A 16,750-nucleotide genomic window follows, 5' to 3' on the forward strand; every position below is an offset into this window, starting at 1 on the left:
CCACGATACCGGGAGTGAACCATGCTGGCCGATCGCATCGAGGCAAAATGGATCGACGCATTTTGCGAGATTTTTGAGCGGTGCGCCGTCAAGGCCGGTGATACCGCGGCGATCCTCTCGGAGACCCAATCGCGCGCGTTGAACGTTCATCTGGCGGAGCTCGCTCTGTTGCGCATGGGGGCGCGGCCGTTTCATGTGGTGATGCCGACGCCGCGCAATCGGAATATCGTTCCGGTTCGCTCGACCGGGGCGAGCGAGGCGATCCAAAAGCTTGGTCCGGTCATCACCGCACTTCAACAGGCCGGCTTTGTGGTGGATTGCACCATCGAGGGCTTGATGCACGCGGTGGAGACGCCTGAAATCCTCAAAGCCGGCGCGCGAATCCTGGTGATCTCGAACGAGCATCCAGAGGCGCTGGAACGCATGGTGCCGGATCCGGCGCTGGAGAAGCGCGTCCGCGCCGCGGCGAAGATGCTGCGCGGAACCAAGCGGATGAGGGTGACCTCGAAGGCCGGCACGGCGCTCGACGTCGATATGGTCGGTGCTTCAACGGTCGGTGTGTGGGGCTGGACTGACAAGCCCGGCACGCTGGCGCATTGGCCCGGCGGCATCGTGGTCAGCTTTCCCAAGAGCGGGACGATCAACGGCACGCTGGTGATGGCGCCCGGTGACATCAATCTGACATTCAAGCGTTATCTGACCTCGCCGGTGAAGATGACGTTGAAGGACGACTATGTTGTCGAACTGGAAGGCGAGGGCACGGATGCCGCCATGATGCGCGCCTATCTCGCCGCCTGGGGCGACCGCGAGGCCTACGCTGTGTCGCATGTCGGCTTCGGCATGAATCCGGGCGCGCGCTACGAGGCGCTGTCGATGTATGACCAGCGCGACACCAACGGCACGGAGATCCGTGCTGTCTCCGGCAATTTCCTGTTCTCCACTGGCGCGAACGAATTCGCCGGTCGCTACACGGCAGGGCATTTCGATCTGCCCATGATGGGAACGACCATTGAGCTCGATGGCGTCGCGGTGGTTCGGGAGGGCGTCCTGCAGGACGTCTTTGGCTAGCCGCGGTCGATCACGGGCGGACGGGCCAGGTCGAAATGCCGGAGAAGGTCCACCATGGCCTGAAGCCGCTTGACGCGATAGGCATCGACGTCCATGCCTGAATAATCGAGGAAGCCGGCGCCCGTGCGGAGACCGATCCGGCCCTCGTGCATGTTCTTCGAAATCACCTCGGGCGCGCGATAGCGGTCACTGCCGAGTGCGCCCTCGAGATAGCGGCTCGCGTAGTAGAGGATGTCGCCGCCGCCCCAGTCGATGAATTCGAGCAGCCCGAGCACGGCATAACGGAAGCCAAAGCCGTAGCGAATCGCCTTGTCGATCTCCTCAGCGCTGGCGACGCCTTCCTCGACCATGCGTGCAGCCTCGTTCATCGCCAGCGCCTGAATGCGCGGGACGATGAAGCCGGGCGACGCCGCGCAGACCACAGGTACCTTCCCAATGCCTTCAAGCAGCGCCTTGACCTCCTCGACGACGGCGGGATCGGTGGCTTTACCGGGCGAAACCTCGACCAGCGGGATCAGATAGGCCGGGTTGAGCCAGTGCACATTGAGAAAGCGACGAGGGTTCACAATTGCGCCGGAGAGATCGTCGACGAGAATCGTCGACGTGGTCGATGCGATGATCGTGTCCGGACCGACCTGCCTCGAGGCCGGCCCCAGCACCTCGCGCTTGAGCTCGACGACTTCAGGGACGCCCTCAAAGACCATTCCGGCATCGGCGAGCGCTGCGCCGCTCTGGCTGGCCGGCACCACCGAGACACGAGCGATGAGGGGATCGACATCTGCCCCGGTCAGCAGCCCCAGCTTTGATAAGCTGGCAAAGGTCTTGCTGACTTCGCCGAGTGCGTCCGCTTCCAGTTTGGCAAAATCCTCTACGGAGCGAGGTTTGACGTCGATCATCGTGACCGTATGCCCCGCATAGGCGAACGCGACGGCGATGCCGCGCCCCATGCGGCCAGCCCCGAGACAGGCGATGTTGGCGCGGCGGGTCATCGATCAGAATCCATTGCGAAGCAGTGTCTGCAATTCGGCCTTGCTGAGGTTGCCAAGGCCAAGCGTATCGAGCGTTCGGCCGCCTTGTGCGAAATCCTCGCCGCAGACCGCGCCGCCGATCGCCAGGAAAGCCTTGGCCAGCGGCGTGGCCACGCCCGCCAGGCCGGCGACGGAGACCAGCAGCGATAGCCCAAGCCGCAAATCCTCACGCATGTAGCGGTGGTCGGTCAGCACGATGCGTTCGCGCCAGTCGCCGGAATCGGTCAGCTGGTCATGCGAGCCGCGGCCGTACATCCAGATCTCGCCTTCCCTCGCGTAGTGATGGGCGAGCGGGAAATGCGGCGCGCCATAGCCGAGTGCCTCGCGTACCGCGATCCGCTCCGCGTCGAGTGCGTCGGTGACCCGGCGGATCGCGGCTTGCGTTCCTTCCTTGTGGATGTCCCATTTTTCGAAGTGCTCGATCGGGCCGGCGTTCATCACGATCAACGGCGGATGGATGATCGGGCCCGCATTCATCAGCGCGCCGGACAGCGCGTCGCCGCACGGCTCGATTGCACCTGGGAAGGCGCGTCCGATCACTTCGAGCGCATATGGCGCCTGGTCCAGCGGGAACACCCCGACCGGAAGCCGCTTGGCGCGGATGGTGATTGCGACCTCGAATGGTCCATGCTTGCGCGTCAGCCAGGGCAGGGTGCCGGTTTCGGCAAAGCTCACCTTGGCGCGGTTGCCGGCATCCCGTGTGGCCTGCGCGAAGATCATCGAGCCGAATGTCGCCGGCGGCAGAAACACGACTTGTCCGTCCTGCAGATGCGGCCCGAGGAGCCGGGCAATGTCCGGCTGAGCGAAAGCCGGGGCAGGGCACAGGATCAGTTCGGCACCGCTTGCCGCCTCGGCAATATCGGTCGTGACCAGCGCCAACTTTACGTCGTGGCGGCCGTTATGATCCTTGACCAGGACGCGCGAACCGGCGGCGCGATGTGCCGCCACTTGACCGGCGTCACGGCGCCAGAGCCGGACCTCGTGCCCAGACAGCGCAAAATCGCCGGCGGCCGCGAAAGAGCCGTTTCCCCCACCCAGAACCGCAATCTTCAAGATGCTTCTCCTTGCGCGCGTGAGCGCGCATCAAGCTGCTTCAGCAGGAAATGCTGGACCTTGCCCAGCGCCGTGCGCGGCAGGTCCGTGACGAAGACGATGTCGCGCGGAATCTTGTAACGCGCGAGCTGCGCCTGAAGATGTACTCTCAGTTCGTCCGCTTCGAGCCGGCAGCCTGACCGCCGGATGACATAGGCGATCGGCACCTCGTCCCAGCGCGGGTCGGGTCGGCCGATCACGGCGCATTCGCTAACATCGGGATGTTCGAGCAGAACGCGTTCGACCTCGGCCGGATAGACGTTCTCGCCGCCGGAAATGATCATGTTCTTCTTGCGGTCGCGAACCCAGAAATAGCCGTCGGCGTCGCACAGGCCGATATCGCCGGTGCGATACCAGCCGTCGTGCAGCGCATCGCGTGTGGCGTCTGCATTGCCCCAATACTCGAAAAACACATTGGGGCCGCGTACCGCGATCTCGCCCGGCGTGCCCGCCGGCACTTCAGCGCCGGCTTGGTCGATTACCTTCGCTTCGCAGCACAGGCCGGCGAGCCCAGTCGATCCCGCGCGCGAAAGGTCGCCGCCAAGCCGCGTGTAGACCGCGATGGGGCAGGTTTCCGTCGAGCCGTAGACCTGAAGGACCGGGACACCGCGCGCGACGAAGCGCTCGATCAGGTGCGGTGGCACGATGGTCGACCCGGTGGCGACGGCTCTTAGTGACGAGAGGTCGGCTGTGGCCCAAGCGGGATGCTCGCTGACAGCCTGGATGATCGCCGGCACCATGACCGTCAGGGTTGGTCGTTCCTGTTCAATGGCAGTGAGCGCCGTATCCGGCGTAAACCGCGCGTGGATCGTGACGGTTGCGCCAAGCTGGAGCGCCGGCGTGGTCTGGATGTTGAGACCGCCGACGTGGAAGAACGGCAGCACCGTCAGCACATGATCGTCGGACGTCATGTTGTGCATGTGCTGGCTCATGACGCCATTCCAGAACAGCGCTTCCTGGCGCAGCACGGCGCCTTTCGGCCGTCCGGTCGTTCCCGACGTGTAGACGATCAGGAGCGGGCAGGAGAGATCGGTGTGCGGGTTGCGACCGTTGCCTTCGCCACGGGCCAGCAGGCTTTCGAATGTCGTGCCGCGAGGCGGCGTGAAATCGAAGCCGATGACGGCGGTGCCCGGCGCAGTCTGCGCAAGCTCCGGGAGAACTCCCTCCAATGCCTGCTCGAGCACCAACACCTTGGCACCTGCGTCGGTGAGAATGAAAAGCTGCTCGGCGACTGCCAGCCGCCAGTTCAAGGGCACCAGCATCGCCCCGAGCCGCGCGCAGGCATAAAGCAGAACCAGGTAGTCCGGCCGGTTCAGGCTGAGGATCGCAACGCGGTCGCCGCGGCCGACGCCGAGCTCCTGCTTCAAGGCCGTGGCCGTCCGCTCGATGCGCGCGGCGAATGCCGCGTAGCTCAGCCGTTCACCTTCGAAGGCAACGGCTGTCTTCTCTGGCGCGAACGCCGCGTTGCGGTCGATCAGACTACAGAGGTCCACGGTCAGTCGTCCGTTTCGCCGGCCTCGTACAGCGCCTCGCGCCCGATCCGATCGAGGCAAAGCTCGGCCGTCCAGGGCAGCATCAGCGAGCCGCAGCGGCTGTCGCGATAAATGCGCTCCAGCGGCAATGAGCGAAGCATGGCCTGGCCGCCGCAGGTGCGGATCGCGAGTGCCGCAAGCTCATTGGCGCCTTCCATCACCGAATATTGCGCGGCATAAGCCCGCAACACCTGCTCCTTGCTCGGATTGGCACAGGCTTCGGTGACCGCCTGGAACCAGATCGACTTGATCTGCTCCAGCTTGATCTGCATCTGCGCGACCGCGATCTGCTTGGTCGGATACATCCGCCGCTTGACCGGCGGCATGCCCGGCACCTCGCCACGCAGATAGCGCACCGTGAAGTCATAGGCTGCTTGCGCGAGGCCCATATAGGTCGGCGAGAGCGTCAGGAACATGTGCGGCCAGCGCATCGCAGCCTGGAAATAGACGCCGCGCGGCATCAGCGCCGCGTCCTCCGGGACGAACACGTCCTTGAACAGCAGTGTGCGCGAAACGGTGCCGCGCATGCCGAGTGGATCCCAATCGCCGACGACCGAGACGCCCTGCGATGTTGCGGGGATTGCGAGGTAAAGCGTATTGCGACGTGAAGCCTTCTCGCCTTCCTCGATCTCGGTGCAAAGCACGCCGTAATAGTCGGCGTGGCCGGAGAGCGATGCAAAGATCTTCTTGCCGTTGACGATCCAGCCACCCTCGACCGGCCTCGCTTCCGTGCCGAAGGCAACGCCGCCCGCGGCCGCCGCGCCGCCTTCGGAGAAGGGCTGGGAGTAGATCGCGCCGTCCTCGACGATGCGCTTGTAGTGGATTGCGCGCCGCCGTTCGTGCTCGGCGCGGGTTTCCGTATCCATGTCGAGATCGTCCGCGAGGGGCCCTGACCACAGGGTCGAGCAGACATGCATGTTCCAGGTCAGCGCCGTCGCGCCGCAATAACGCCCGATCTCGGCTGCTGCGAGCGCATAGGTCTGGTAGTTCGCGCCAAGTCCGCCATGCTTCTTGGGGACGGCGATGCCGAGCAGACCGGCCCGGTGCAGATCGCGATAATTCTCCGTTGGGAAGATCGCCTCGCGATCGTAGGTCGCGGCGCGGCCGGCGAACACGCTCTGACCGATCTCCCGCGCGCGTGTGATGATGCCAGCCTGTTCGTCGCTGAGGCGGAAGGCGACGGGGTCGAAGATCGGCGCATCCAGCGCGACCTTGCCGGTTGCGCCGATAGTCTTGCTGACTTGCATGGTCATTGCGCAGTCACCTTACGCGTTGGTCGCGACGGAGTTCAGGAATTGGCCGAGAGCCTCGTCATACGCATCAGGACGTTCGAGGTTAGCGAGATGGCCGACGCCGGCGAGTTCGGTATATTCGGCTGACGGGATGTATGTCGCCGTCTTCGCCATCATCGGCGCCGGCGCATTGTTGTCCTTGGAGCCGGACAGCAGCAGCGTCGGCACGGAAATATCCTTGAGCGTGCTGCGCTGATCGAAGCCGATCAGGGCCAGCATCATGGCGCGGTAGCTTGCCTCCGGCACGCTTCCCATGCACTCGCGCGCAAGCTCCATTCCGCCGGGATCCGGATCATCGCCGACAAGCTCCTTCACCAGAGAGGGCGCTAGCGATTTCATCGTCTCCCCGCGATCGAGCGGCCCAAGGCGCGCTGCAATGAACGATTTCTGCCAGTCGCCGTCGGCCTTCCCGAATGCCGGGCTGGTCTGCGCAAGAACGACCGCGCGCGCCAGTTTTGGCGATTGCACCAGCCATTTCTGAACGATCATGCCGCCGATGGAATGGCCGACCAGAATAGGCTTGGTCGCGCCAAGCTGCTCGATGAATTGCTGGAGCGCATCCGCCAGTGCAGCGATACTGACGCTGGCAAGCGGCGCCGATCCGCCATACCCGGGCATGTCCCAGGCGATCGCGCGGAAGCGGTTGCCGAATGTAGCTAGCTGGTGTCGCCAGGCGCGTGCCGCGCCGCCGATGCCATGTAGAAAGATCAAGGGTATCGCATCGGAAGCGCCCGCAGCTTCATAGGCGAAGCGTCCGTCCTTTGTTATCATTGGCGCAGGCTGCGACACGCGACATCCTTTTGCTTGGCCCCGTGATGCTAACAGGCCTGTGGGGGATGGAAAGAGATAATTTTATACTTAAAGCAATTTCCGGGCCGGTCTCTGGCACGCAACCGTTCACGGCGGCAATCGGCGCTTTCGTTGCAAAAATTTGAAGTTTAAAATATATCCGAATGAGCGATCAGCAGATCCCGAGGAGCCAGCGCATGTCCGCATTGCCGCAATCGCCGCACGCGCTGGTGACCGGTGGCGGCCGCGGCATCGGCCGCGCGATCGCGGCCGCTCTCGTCGGGGCCGGCGCAACCGTGACGGTGCTCGGCCGGAACGTCGCAACTCTTGAAGAGGCGATCAAGGCGGGAGCCGCGCATTTTGCAGCCGTCGCCGACGTCTCGGATGAGATGTCGCTGAACGCCGCCATCGCGGAGGCGAGTGCGCGGCAGCCGATCGATATCCTGGTCGCCAACGCGGGCAGTGCCGAATCCGCGCCGTTCGTGAAATCGGACAGTGCCCTTTTCGCGCGCATGATGGACGTCAATTTCATGGGCGTGGTCCACGCCATCCGCGCTGTCTTGCCCGGGATGAAGGATCGCCCCTATGGACGCATCGTGGCGGTCGCGTCGACAGCCGGGCTCAAAGGCTATGCCTATGTCAGCGCGTACACTGCGGCCAAGCACGCGGTGGTCGGCCTCGTGCGTTCGCTCGCCCTCGAAATGGCCGGCAGCAATGTGACCGTAAATGCGGTGTGCCCCGGTTTTACGGACACCGATCTCGTCGCCGGCAGCATCGAAAATATCATGAAGAAGACAGGCCGGAGTCGCGAGCAGGCGATCGCGGACCTAGCCAAGCACAATCCGCAGGGGCGGCTCATCACGCCGCAGGAGGTGGCGGATGCCGTACTTTGGCTGTGCGGCGAGGGCGCCGGTGCGATTACCGGTCAGGCAATCGCCGTTGCCGGTGGTGAAATTTAGCGTGACGTGGGTTCAGAACAGGACGGCCAAGGAGATCATATGAGCAGACCAGCCAATCCCGTGACCGTGCCGCTCGCGGATTATTCGCCGCAGCACTTCCTGCTCGCCGTGGTCGACGGTGTTGCCACGGTGACGCTCAATCGTCCCGAACGGAAGAATCCTCTGACGTTCGAGAGCTATCGGGAACTGACCGATTTCTTCCGCGCCTGTGCGTTCGATGACGCGGTCAAGACGATTGTTGTCACCGGCGCCGGCGGCAATTTCTCGTCCGGCGGCGATGTGTTCGAGATCATCGGTCCGCTGGTGAAGATGGACACCAAGGGGTTGACCGCCTTCACGCGGATGACCGGCGACCTCGTCAAGGCGATGCGGGCCTGTCCGCAGCCGATCGTAGCCGCGGTCGAAGGCATCTGCGCCGGCGCTGGCGCGATCATGGCCATGGCATCCGACATGAGGCTCGCTGCCAGCGGTGCCAAGGTCGCGTTCCTGTTCAACAAGGTGGGCCTTGCCGGCTGCGACATGGGCGCCTGTGCCATCCTGCCGCGCATCATCGGCCAGTCCCGCGCCTCCGAGTTGCTCTACACCGGCCGGTTCATGACCGCGGAGGAGGGCGAGCGCTGGGGCTTCTTCAGCCGGATTGTCACACCCGAGCAGGTGCTGCCCCAGGCGCAGATTCTGGCCAGGCAGGTCGCGGAAGGGCCGACCTTCGCCAACACCATGACCAAGCGGATGTTGGCGATGGAATGGGCGATGTCGGTGGAGGAGGCGATCGAGGCGGAAGCCGTTGCCCAAGCGCTGTGCATGACGACGGCGGATTTTGAGCGCGCATTCGAGGCCTTCGCCAACAAGGTCAAGCCGGTCTTCAGGGGCGACTGAGCCGGCTGCTATTATCCGCAGCCAGGCCAGCGAGGGGGACTTGCGTGAAATTATTTTAGGCTTAAAATAGTTTTCATGGCCGGGTGAATTGGCGAGGCTCCCATGAAAGTCGCGATCATCGGTGGCGGACCTGCGGGTCTCTACGCTGCGATCCTGCTCAAGAAGCAGCGTCCGGGCGCCGACATCACCGTGTATGAGCGCAATCGGCCCGACGACACCTTCGGCTTCGGCGTGGTGTTCTCGGATGCGACGCTCGACAATTTCGAGAAGCATGACCTTCCGAGCTACCGCCGCATCACCCAGGAGTTCGCCTACTGGGACGATATCGCGGTGCATTTCCGCGGCACGGTGCACCGGGTTGGCGGCAACGGCTTTTGCGGCTGCTCACGGCAGAAGCTGCTCCTGATCCTCCAGGAGCGTGCACGAGAGCTTGGCGTCTCGCTGCAGTTCGAAGTGGATATCGACGATGAAGCCCGCTTCGCTGATGCCGATCTCATCCTGCTCGCGGATGGCATCAACAGCCGCTTCCGCGAAAAATACGGCGATCATTTCCAGCCGGAGGTGGATGTCCGCGCCAACAAGTTCGCCTGGATGGGCTCGACCAGGCCGCTTGATGCCTTCACCTTCATCTTCCAGGAGACCGAGTGGGGACCGTTCATCGCCCACGCTTATCAGTACGAGGCCGGGCACTCGACCTGGATCTTTGAGACCGATCCGCAGACCTTCGAGCGGGCAGGGTTAACCGGGCTGAACGAGCAAGAGTCCGCCGCGCGGATGGCCGACATCTTCGGCTGGTTCCTCGACGGCCATAAGCTGCTCACGAACCGCTCGATGTGGCGCAATTTTCCGATGATCCGCAGCAAGCGCTGGGTCAAGGAAAACATGGTGCTGCTCGGCGACGCCAAGGCCAGCGCGCATTTCTCGATCGGCTCCGGCACCAAGCTCGCGATGGAAGATGCGATCGCGCTCGCCGAAGCGATGCAGAACGCGACGAGCATCAGGGCGGCGCTGGAAGTTTACGAGCACGGCCGCCGTGAGGAGGTCGAGAAGACGCAGCACGCCGCCGACGTGTCTCTGGTCTGGTTCGAACACGTCGATCGCTTCTGGGATTTCGACCCCGTGCAGTTCGCCTTCGGCGTGATGACGCGCTCGAAGGCGATCACCTACGATAATCTGAAACTTCGTGCGCCTGATTTCGTCGCCGATGTCGAGAAGTCGTTTGCAAAGCAGGTTCGTGGCAACGGTTTTGTCGTCGACACCAACAAGCCGATGGTGCCGCTGTTCCAGCCATTCCGTTTACGCGAAATGGAGATCGCCAACCGCGCCGTGATGTCGCCGATGTGCATGTATTCGGCGAAGGAGGGCGTTCCGGGCGATTTTCATCTGGTCCATTACGGCTCGCGCGCGATCGGCGGCGCCGGCCTGATCTTCACCGAGATGGCCTGTGTTAGCCGCGACGCCCGGATCACGCCCGGTTGCGCCGGCCTGTGGAATGACGAGCAGGAGACGGCGTGGCGCCGCATCGTGGATTTCGTCCACGGCAACTCGGCCGCCAAGATATGCCTGCAACTCGGCCATGCCGGCCGCAAGGGCGCGACCAAGTTGATGTGGGATGGGATGGACCGACCGCTGGATGAGGGCGGCTGGGACGTGATTTCGGCATCACCGCTACCCTATTTCCCGGATAGCCAGGTGCCGCGCGAACTCGATCGCGCCGGCATGAACGCGGTGAGGGACGCCTTCGTCGCTGCGGCGGAGCGCGGCGAACGCTGTGGCTTCGACATGCTGGAACTGCACTGCGCCCACGGCTATCTGCTCGCAAGCTTCATCTCGCCGCTGACGAACACCAGGACGGACGAATATGGCGGCTCGCTCGCCAACCGACTGCGTTTCCCGCTCGAAATCTTCGAGGCTCTGCGTGCGGTCTGGCCATCGCACAAGCCGATGTCGGTGCGTATTTCGGCAACTGATTGGGCAGACGGCGGCGTCACCGGCGACGATGCGGTTGCGATTGCGCGCGCCTTCGCCGAGGCCGGCGTCGATCTCGTCGACGTCTCGACCGGCCAGACCGTGCGCGACGCGCAGCCGGTGTACGGGCGTATGTTCCAGACGCCGTTCTCCGATCAAGTCCGCAACGAGGCGCGGGTCGCCACCATGTGCGTCGGCAACATTACGACGGCAGATCAGGCCAACACCATTCTGGCGGCCGGCCGGGCGGATCTCGTCGCGCTCGGGCGCCCTCATTTGGTCGATCCTTTCTTCACCATGAAGGCCGCTGCCTGGTACGGGGCAAACGACGCCTTCTGCCCCCCGCAATATCTGCCCGGAAAAGATCAGATCTTCCGCAACAGCGAGCGTGACCGGCAAGATCTCGAGGAGCTGAGAATTAAGGCTAAGCCCAAGACCCGGGCCGAGCTGAAGGCGGAGGCGACAAAGCCGCTTGCGGCGGAGTAACCGCCCGTGCGACGTTAACCCCATTGCCTCAAGTATTTCGAGTGGAGTAAGGGCGATGAAGGCGATTATCGTCGGTGGCGGTATCGGTGGCCTCACCACGGCATTGATGTTCCGCTCGCGGGGCCTCGATTGCGAGATCTTCGAACAAGCCGAGACCATCCGCGAGCTCGGTGTCGGCATCAACACATTGCCGCATGCGATGCGTGAATTGGCAGGCCTCGGCCTGCTGCAGAAGCTCGACGATGTCGCTATCCGCACTGACCAGCTCTATTACCTCAATCGCCACGGCCAGGAAGTGTGGCGCGAAGCCCGCGGCATCGACGCCGGCCACGACGTGCCGCAATTCTCGATCCATCGCGGCCGCCTTCAGGGCGTCATTCATCGTGCCGTCGAGGAACGGCTCGGAGCAAGCGCGATCCACACCGGTTGCCGTCTCGGAGCGTTCACGCAGGACGAGGGCGGCGTCACCGCCTATTTCTTTGATCGTGCCGGCGCGCATATCCACACTGCGCGTGGCGATATCCTGATCGGTGCCGACGGAATCCATTCACGCGTCCGCGAGACATTGTTCCCGAACGAGGGGCCGCCGTGCTGGAACGGCTTGATGCTGTGGCGCGGTGCGCGCGACTGGCCGCTGTTCCTCACCGGCAAGTCGATGATCGTGGCCGGCGGCCTCAACGCCAAGGTGGTGATCTATCCGATTGCGGAGGGATCGAGCCCCGCAAGCCGTCTGACCAATTGGGCGGTTCTGGTGAAGGTCGGCGAGGGCAATGCCCCGCCACCGCGGAAAGAGGACTGGTCGCGGCCGGGCCGCCGCGAGGAACTGATGCCTCACGTGGCGCGCTTCTCGGTGCCCTATATCGACGTGAAGAGCCTGATCTCGGCAACGCCCGAATTCTACGAGTACCCGACCTGCGACCGCGATCCCTTGCCCTATTGGTCGTCGGGGCGCGTCACGCTGCTCGGCGATGCCGCGCATCCCATGTACCCGGTCGGTTCCAACGGCGCCTCGCAGGCGATCCTCGACGCACGCTGCCTCGCTGACGCGCTGGTGCGCGCCGAGCATCCGCGCCAGGCGCTGCTCGAATATGAGAAGAAGCGCCTGCCGATGACTGCGGACATCGTGCGCTCCAACCGCCGCGGCGGCCCCGAGGGCGTCATCGATGCCGTCGAGCAGCTCGCGCCCGACGGCTTCGACAATGTCGACAATGTGCTGAGCTATTCCCAGCGCGAGGCGATCGTGCGCGGCTATGCCACAAAGGCAGGCTTCGCCGCTGTCCCGGGACTGGCGGCGGTGCGTGCTTGATGCACTTCTGATTGAGCATGCCCCTTCCGGAAAACCGCTTCACCCTTTTCCGGGGGCATGCTGTTAGCCGGCGCCAGGAGGCGGCGGCAGGAAGTGGATGTTGAACTCGGCGGCCATCGCCACCACGTCCTCGGGCTTCTGCTCCTTCATGTTGTGAAGGCCCCAGAACAGATCGAACAGCTTGCGGCTCGGCGAGACCCAGAACAGCACCTTTGCGGTCTGCTCTGATTTGTTGAAAATGCCGTGCGGCACGCCCATGCCGAGACGGATCAGGTCGCCCGCAGTTGCCTGCGCCTCCGAATTGCCGAGCACGAAGTCGAGCTTGCCCTCCAGCATGTAGAGATACTCATCCTGGTCGGGATGAATGTGCGGCGGCACGAACGTGCCCGGCGGCAGCGTTGCGTGCCAAGAGAAGCTGTTCTCGGCGTAGCTTTTCGGCACGTAGGTCTGGCCGAGGATGTTCCAGGAAATGCCCTGGATCCCCTCATTGGCCCGTGTGATGCCGGTGATTTCGCTCTTCATTGCAGTCCTCCCTTAACGCGACGCGCGGTTTCAGTTTGCCGCCTTGCAGTCCTTGGCATAGCGGTCGCCGTAATTCTCAAAGACCTTCTGAACGATCTCGGTCTGGAACTTGCCGTCCGGACGCTTGGCGACCTTGGTGAGGTAGAAATTCTGGATCGGATAGCCGTTGGCGTTGAACTTGAAAGCGCCACGCAGCGAGGTGAAATCCGCTTTCTTCAGCGCGGCTCCGACTGCCTCCTTGTTCGAGAGGTCGCCTTTCACGCCCCTGATGGCGCTGTCGATCAGCATCGCCGCGTCATAGGCCTGGAAGGCGTAGGTGCCGGGCACGACGTTGTAGGCCGCTTCATAGGCCGCGACGAATTTCTTGTTCTGTGGGTTGTCGAGATTGGGCGCCCAGTTCGCGCCGCCGAACATGCCGACGGCCGCGTCCTGCTGCGCCGGCAGCGTCGATTCGTCCACTGTGAACGCCGAGAGCACCGGAATGGTGTCGGCAAGGCCCGCCTGGCGGTACTGCTTGACGAGATTGACGCCGAGACCGCCCGGCATGAACGTGAAGAGCGCATCGGGCTTCTGCGAGGAGATCTTGGACAGCTCCGGCTGGAAGTCCAGCGTGTTCAGCGGCATGTAGGATTCCTCGGCGATCTCGCCCTTGTAGTCGAGCTTGAAGCCGGCGACCGAGTCCTTGCCGGCCTGATAATTCGGCACCATCAGGTACATGCGCTTGTAGCCGCGATCCTGGGCGACCTTGCCGAGGATCTCGTGGACCTGGTCGTTCTGGTACGACGTCACGTAGAAAAACGGGTTGCAGTCCTTGCCGGCAAAGGTCGACGGCCCAGCATTGGGGCTGATCAGGAACACCTTCGATTCGGTCACGGGCCGGTGGATCGCCTGGAGGATGTTGGAGAAGATCGGGCCGACCACGAAATCGACCTTCTCGCGCTCGAGCAGGCCCTTGACCTTGGTCACCGCAGCGTCCGGCTTGAGCTCGTCGTCGACCACCACGACCTCGACATCGCGGCCGCCCATCTTGCTGCCGAGGTCCTTGACCGCGAGCGCGAAGCCGTCGCGAACCTGCTGGCCGAGCGCGGCGGCGGGCCCCGACAGGGTCACGATCACGCCGAGCTTGATCTTCTCCTGGGCGAGGGCGGGGCTCATTGCGGTGCCGAGCAGCAAGGTGGCTGCGGCCAAGGTCGACTGCATTTTCATCTTTTTTCCTCGTGACATCAGGGCCTGCGCAGCAAGCCGCGTACTCCAATCCAAGCTTATGCCGATGATGGCTGCCGCGGCAAGCAAGGCTCAAGACGTCGCCATCCCGCGCGGCGGTGCGCATGCAAGCGGCGCGCCAATTATTTGAAGCCTAAAGAAATCGGCGTGCGGTCGATTGCTGCAGCTTTGGACTTGCGGCCGGCTTCAATTTATTTGAAGCTCAAAACGTTGGGGAATCCGTGCCGGCGCCAATGCCTGCCGTCAATGACTGCATCAGATGCTTGATTCCGAGACCAAGGCCGTCGAGACGCCGGAGGACCACGCCGAAGAGCTTCGGCTGTGGCTGCGCTTGTTGACCTGCACCACCCTGATCGAGGGTGAGGTGCGCGGCCGGTTGCGGCAGCGCTTCGACGTCACGCTGCCCCGGTTCGACCTGATGGCGCAACTCGACAAGGCGCCCGACGGCATGACGCTGTCCGACGTCTCCAAGCGCATGATGGTCTCCAACGGCAACGTCACCGGTCTCGTCGAGCGTCTCGTGGAATCAGGCCATCTCGACCGGCGCACCTCGGAAACCGACCGCCGCGTCCAGGTGATCCGGCTGACAAAGCTCGGCCGCGCCGAATTTCGCAAGATGGCTGCGGAACATGAGACCTGGATCGCCGATCTCTTCGCCGACCTGACACCGAAGGACGTGCGCGAGCTGATGCGCCTCCTCGCGAAAACCAAGGCGTCGGCGCAGAAATCGGCCGTGCGCCGTCGGCCCTAGGGCCATAGTCGGCCGGTCTGCCAATCCACTTTGCCGCAGCAAAATGCACGGAATGCCCAAAATCCGCTATTGCGCCAAATTGTTTTAAGCCTAAAATGTTTCCCAGATAGTGCTGCCGGGTGCTTTCCATGCGCAAAGGAGCGTGCGATGGCCAACGCCGCCAAGGTTCAAGCGTCGGGCTCGTATGACGGCAACGCCGCGACGGCCCATGTCGATACATTCGCGCGGCAGCATCTGCCGCCGCGCGAGGTCTGGCCCGAATTCATCTTCACGCGGCCGGAGCTGCACTATCCGCCGCGATTGAACTGCGTCGGTTATTTTCTCGATCGCTGGGTGGAGCAGGGCCACGGCGATGCGCCTTGCGTCATCAGTCCCGCCGTGAGCTACACCTATCGCGAGCTGCAGGCACTCGTGAACCGCATCGCCAATGTGCTGGTCGGCAAGCTCGGTCTCGTCACCGGCGGGCGCGTGCTGCTGCGCTCGGCCAACAATCCGATGATGGTCGCAACCTATCTCGCTGTGATCAAGGCCGGCGGAATTTGCGTGGCGACCATGCCGCTGCTGCGCGCCAAGGAGCTGTTCTATCCGATCCAGAAGGCGGAGATCACGCTGGCGCTCTGCGACGGAAAACTCGCCGACGAGATGGAGAAGGCGAAGCTAGCTGCGCCCGGTCTCAAGCGGGTCGTCTATTGGGGGAACGGCGCGCCCGACTCGCTCGAGGCGCTGATCGCCGATGCCAACCCCGAGTTCACGGCCGTCGATACCGCGTCCGACGACATCTGCCTGATCGCCTTCACGTCGGGCACAACAGGCGATCCCAAGGGCACCATGCATTTCCACCGCGACATGCTGGCCGTCTGCGATGGCTACGCGCGCAACATCCTGCGCGCCGATCAGAAGGATCGCTTCGTCGGCTCGGCGCCGCTCGCCTTCACCTTCGGCTTCGGCGGCGTGTTGTTTCCGATGCACATCGGCGCCTCTTTCGTGGTGCTGGAGAAGACGACGCCGGACGACATCCTGACGGCGATCGAGCAGTACAAGACCACAGTCTGTTTCACCGCGCCGACCGCTTATCGCGCCATGATCGGCAAGCTTCCGGGACGCGACATCTCCTCGCTTCGGAAGTGCGTCTCGGCCGGTGAGACACTGCCAAAGCCCACATTCGACGCCTGGCTCAAGGCCACCGGCATCAAGCTGATGGACGGTATCGGCTCGACCGAGATGCTGCACATCTTCATCAGCGCGACCGAGGACGAGATCCGCCCGGGCGCGACGGGCAAGCCGGTGCCGGGCTATGAGGCCAAGATCGTCGATGACGCCGGCAATGACGTGCCGCCGGGCACAATGGGGAAGCTCGCCGTGCGCGGGCCGACCGGCTGCCGTTATCTTGCCGACGAGCGGCAACGGAAATACGTCCAGAACGGCTGGAACATCACCGGCGACACCTATCTGATGGATAGCGACGGCTATTTCTGGTACCAGTCGCGCTCCGACGACATGATCGTGTCGGCGGGCTATAATATCGCAGGCACCGACGTCGAGGCGGCGCTGCTGACGCACCCTTCTGTTGTCGAGTGCGGTGTGGTTGGTGCGCCGGACGAGGCGCGCGGGATGATCGTGAAGGCTTATGTCATCGCCGCACCCGGGGTGACGGCGGACGCTCAGCTCGCAGCCGAGTTGCAGGAGCATGTCAAACGCGAGATCGCGCCGTACAAATATCCGCGCGCCATCGAGTTCGTGACGCAACTTCCGAAGACCGAGACCGGCAAGTTGAAGCGTTTTGCCCTGCGGCAGCTCGCGCAGGCGGCAGCGACGTCCCCGGGCGTCGCGGCAGAATGAGAGAAGGATAGAGAATTG

At 63.6% G+C, this 16,750-nt stretch carries 14 protein-coding genes; 7 read left to right on the forward strand and 7 right to left on the reverse strand.

The features are described 5' to 3' along the window. Positions 1-21: 21 nt before the first annotated feature. Positions 22-1,068: a peptidase M29 gene (locus tag JQ635_RS03665; protein WP_028142594.1), complete on the forward strand. Its 1,047-nt coding sequence runs from the start codon at positions 22-24 to the stop codon at positions 1,066-1,068. On the opposite strand, the gene JQ635_RS03670 is transcribed toward JQ635_RS03665, so the two are convergent. Genes JQ635_RS03670 through JQ635_RS03690 form a run of 5 tightly spaced genes read right to left on the reverse strand, consistent with a single transcriptional unit; the run spans position 1,065 to position 6,801 of the window. Next, complete coding sequence (locus tag JQ635_RS03670) at positions 1,065-2,057, reverse strand: 3-hydroxybutyryl-CoA dehydrogenase (protein WP_211408514.1); 993 nt, start codon at positions 2,055-2,057, stop codon at positions 1,065-1,067. The two genes, JQ635_RS03665 and JQ635_RS03670, sit on opposite strands and share 4 nt — an antisense overlap. 3 nt (positions 2,058-2,060) lie before the next feature. Further along, positions 2,061-3,149, reverse strand: coding sequence for an NAD/NADP-dependent octopine/nopaline dehydrogenase family protein (locus JQ635_RS03675; RefSeq protein ID WP_211408515.1), 1,089 nt, complete (start codon positions 3,147-3,149; stop codon positions 2,061-2,063). Further along, positions 3,146-4,681 (reverse strand): class I adenylate-forming enzyme family protein, encoded by a 1,536-nt coding sequence (locus tag JQ635_RS03680; protein ID WP_211408516.1) that lies wholly within the window; start codon positions 4,679-4,681, stop codon positions 3,146-3,148. The genes JQ635_RS03675 and JQ635_RS03680 overlap by 4 nt, the downstream gene beginning before the upstream one ends. A gap of 2 nt (positions 4,682-4,683) precedes the next feature. Next, positions 4,684-5,973, reverse strand: a complete 1,290-nt coding sequence (locus tag JQ635_RS03685; RefSeq protein WP_211408517.1) for an acyl-CoA dehydrogenase family protein — start codon at positions 5,971-5,973, stop codon at positions 4,684-4,686. Positions 5,974-5,985: 12 nt separating this feature from the next. Beyond that, a complete protein-coding gene (locus JQ635_RS03690; protein ID WP_211408518.1) occupies positions 5,986-6,801 on the reverse strand; it encodes an alpha/beta fold hydrolase in 816 nt (271 codons plus the stop codon). A 197-nt stretch (positions 6,802-6,998) separates the two neighbouring features. Here JQ635_RS03690 and JQ635_RS03695 point away from each other — a divergent pair, with 197 nt between their 5' ends. From JQ635_RS03695 to JQ635_RS03710, 4 genes are all read left to right on the forward strand, one after another. After that, positions 6,999-7,760, forward strand: a complete 762-nt coding sequence (locus tag JQ635_RS03695) for an SDR family NAD(P)-dependent oxidoreductase (protein WP_211408519.1) — start codon at positions 6,999-7,001, stop codon at positions 7,758-7,760. 39 nt (positions 7,761-7,799) lie between these two features. Then, entirely contained in the window at positions 7,800-8,636 is an 837-nt protein-coding gene (locus tag JQ635_RS03700; protein WP_211408520.1) for an enoyl-CoA hydratase family protein, read from the forward strand. A 102-nt stretch (positions 8,637-8,738) separates the two neighbouring features. Then, positions 8,739-11,090, forward strand: a complete 2,352-nt coding sequence (locus JQ635_RS03705) for a bifunctional salicylyl-CoA 5-hydroxylase/oxidoreductase (RefSeq protein WP_211408521.1) — start codon at positions 8,739-8,741, stop codon at positions 11,088-11,090. Between the two features lie 55 nt (positions 11,091-11,145). After that, positions 11,146-12,396: a flavin-dependent oxidoreductase gene (locus JQ635_RS03710; protein WP_211408522.1), complete on the forward strand. Its 1,251-nt coding sequence runs from the start codon at positions 11,146-11,148 to the stop codon at positions 12,394-12,396. Between the two features lie 63 nt (positions 12,397-12,459). Here the strand turns inward: JQ635_RS03710 and JQ635_RS03715 are convergent, their stop codons facing one another. Next, positions 12,460-12,918 carry a cupin domain-containing protein gene (locus JQ635_RS03715; RefSeq protein WP_130364354.1) on the reverse strand — a complete coding sequence of 153 codons (459 nt, stop codon included), beginning with the start codon at positions 12,916-12,918 and terminating at the stop codon, positions 12,460-12,462. Positions 12,919-12,948: 30 nt separating this feature from the next. Continuing rightward, a complete protein-coding gene (locus JQ635_RS03720) occupies positions 12,949-14,124 on the reverse strand; it encodes an ABC transporter substrate-binding protein (protein WP_211408523.1) in 1,176 nt (391 codons plus the stop codon). Positions 14,125-14,401: 277 nt separating this feature from the next. On the opposite strand from JQ635_RS03720, the gene JQ635_RS03725 reads away from it, so the two are divergent. Then, positions 14,402-14,893, forward strand: coding sequence for a MarR family winged helix-turn-helix transcriptional regulator (locus JQ635_RS03725; protein ID WP_211408524.1), 492 nt, complete (start codon positions 14,402-14,404; stop codon positions 14,891-14,893). A 147-nt stretch (positions 14,894-15,040) separates the two neighbouring features. Further along, a complete protein-coding gene (locus JQ635_RS03730) occupies positions 15,041-16,732 on the forward strand; it encodes a benzoate-CoA ligase family protein (RefSeq protein ID WP_211408525.1) in 1,692 nt (563 codons plus the stop codon). Positions 16,733-16,750 lie beyond the last annotated feature (18 nt).

The sequence above is a fragment of the Bradyrhizobium iriomotense genome, assembly GCF_018130765.1.
In the GTDB taxonomy this organism is placed as follows: Bacteria; Pseudomonadota; Alphaproteobacteria; order Rhizobiales; family Xanthobacteraceae; genus Bradyrhizobium; species Bradyrhizobium iriomotense_A.

Bases quoted from the DNA above. Each gene is read 5' to 3' on its own strand.
- JQ635_RS03665 (WP_028142594.1), top strand. From the start codon at position 22: ATGCTGGCCGATCGCATCGAGGCAAAATGGATCGACGCATTTTGCGAG.
- JQ635_RS03670 (WP_211408514.1), bottom strand. From the start codon at position 2,057: ATGACCCGCCGCGCCAACATCGCCTGTCTCGGGGCTGGCCGCATGGGG.
- JQ635_RS03685 (WP_211408517.1), bottom strand. From the start codon at position 5,973: ATGACCATGCAAGTCAGCAAGACTATCGGCGCAACCGGCAAGGTCGCG.
- JQ635_RS03695 (WP_211408519.1), top strand. From the start codon at position 6,999: ATGTCCGCATTGCCGCAATCGCCGCACGCGCTGGTGACCGGTGGCGGC.
- JQ635_RS03700 (WP_211408520.1), top strand. From the start codon at position 7,800: ATGAGCAGACCAGCCAATCCCGTGACCGTGCCGCTCGCGGATTATTCG.
- JQ635_RS03705 (WP_211408521.1), top strand. From the start codon at position 8,739: ATGAAAGTCGCGATCATCGGTGGCGGACCTGCGGGTCTCTACGCTGCG.
- JQ635_RS03710 (WP_211408522.1), top strand. From the start codon at position 11,146: ATGAAGGCGATTATCGTCGGTGGCGGTATCGGTGGCCTCACCACGGCA.
- JQ635_RS03715 (WP_130364354.1), bottom strand. From the start codon at position 12,918: ATGAAGAGCGAAATCACCGGCATCACACGGGCCAATGAGGGGATCCAG.
- JQ635_RS03720 (WP_211408523.1), bottom strand. From the start codon at position 14,124: ATGAAAATGCAGTCGACCTTGGCCGCAGCCACCTTGCTGCTCGGCACC.
- JQ635_RS03725 (WP_211408524.1), top strand. From the start codon at position 14,402: ATGCTTGATTCCGAGACCAAGGCCGTCGAGACGCCGGAGGACCACGCC.
- JQ635_RS03730 (WP_211408525.1), top strand. From the start codon at position 15,041: ATGGCCAACGCCGCCAAGGTTCAAGCGTCGGGCTCGTATGACGGCAAC.